Genomic DNA, 1,637 nt, shown 5'->3' on the forward strand with positions numbered 1-1,637 from the left:
CCCGATTGGGTCAGCGCGTTAAAGAGGGTGGATTTGCCGACGTTGGGCAAACCGACGATGCCGCATTTCAAGCTCATGGTTTTTCCTGAAAAGATAAAAGTTTAACGGCGGATTATAGCATATTGTGGAGGTACTCAAAACAGCCGCAATGCTGGTGTGTTCTTATAATAAAAGGCCGTCTGAAAAAAGAGGGAGCAGGCATTCAGCTTATTGTGCTTCTGAAGAATGAGTAAATGAATAAAGCCATTAAATAAAACAATTTTTCGGATAGGAGGCTTAAGATCAAACCCAAAAGAATGCCCAGTACCCAATAAATCATCTGACGGTGTTTCGGGTTGGATGCGGTACGTAACATTTTGAAATACAAAACCAAACAGCCGAACATGCAGATTGTTTGAAACAGAATGAGGGGGAGGCTGTCAATGGCTTTGGAAATCGAACCATAAAGGATGATTGTCCCTATGCGTATGCATAAATAAATTAAAGCTGAGCCTGCAGCCGAACTCCCAAAAGGGACGGGCGTGTCGGATGAGTCGGGTGTTTTGTGGGGCTGAAGCCTGCCAAATAACAATATAAATACAATGTCAAACATATTGATAGTTGCCTTGGTGTGAGATGTTTTTGTTTTTCAGACGGCCTCAGGGTTGTCTGAAAGCTTATTGTGCTGCGATATGGGGCAGTGCCGCATTAAGGTATGTCAGTAGTTGACTATCATCGTGCTGAAGCAGTTGCCATGCTTCATTGAACACATTGATTTTGTAGCGGGTTATCTGCTATTGCCCAAAATAGTCCGAAATACGGGCAAGTTAAATGAATAGGGTAAGAGTGGCAAGCAGGTTGAAAAACATTATGAGGCTTATGGATAAAGCCTTTGCTATGGTTCGCAGTTGGTTGAAAGGCCGTCTGAAAACTGTTTCAGACGGCCTTTTTTTCCGTACTGCTTTAACCGGTATTACGCAAACCTTGCGCTACGCCGTTGATGGTCAGGTGAACCATCAGCAGGGCGTGCGGATTGTCGGGCTCTTTGCGTAGGCGTTTGAGCATGGCGACTTGCAGGCCGTTGAGGGCGTTCAGGTATGGAATCCTCAAGGCAAGCGAACGGGCAAGGCTGCGGTTGTCGCGCAGAAGCTCTTCGGTTTGCAGCAGGTCGAGCAGTGCTTTGCGGCTGCGTTGGTATTCTTCCTTGATCATGCCGAAGATGACTTTTGCTTTGTCGGGCGATTCGCTCAAGCCGGCATAGTTTTCCGCCAAAGTGATGTCGGTTTTTGCCATCACTTGTTCCATATTGGAGAGCATGGCTTGGAAGAACGGGTTGTTTTGGGCGTGTTCGCGCAGGGCGGAGAGGGTTTCGGGTTTGCCTTCGCACAAGGTTTCCACTGCGCTGCCGAAACCGTACCAAGCCGGCAGCATGAGGCGGTTTTGCATCCAGGAGAATACCCACGGAATCGCGCGCAAGTCCTGAATCCGCGCTAGGGTTTTGCGGCTGGCGGGACGGCTGCCGAGGTTGAGGGTGGCGATTTCCTGAATCGGGCTAGTTTGCAGGAAGTAGTCGATGAAGTCGGGGTGGGTAATCAGTTCGCGGTAGTATTTGAACGATACGTCCGACAAATCCTGCATCAGTTTGGCATCAGGGTCTT

2 protein-coding genes are annotated in these 1,637 nt (G+C 48.5%); both read right to left on the bottom strand.

Annotation, left to right across the window (positions count from 1 at the left end; translation table 11 throughout):
• Positions 1 to 77 (bottom strand): GTPase (locus ACTHUE_RS18285; RefSeq protein ID WP_440424120.1); only part of this gene is annotated, 77 nt, incomplete at its 3' end.
• Positions 78 to 942: 865 nt separating this feature from the next.
• The coding region (locus ACTHUE_RS18290) for a phosphoenolpyruvate carboxylase (protein WP_440424119.1) at positions 943 to 1,637 on the bottom strand (695 nt) is incomplete at its 5' end.

The sequence above is a fragment of the Neisseria sp. P0021.S005 genome (assembly GCF_051956955.1).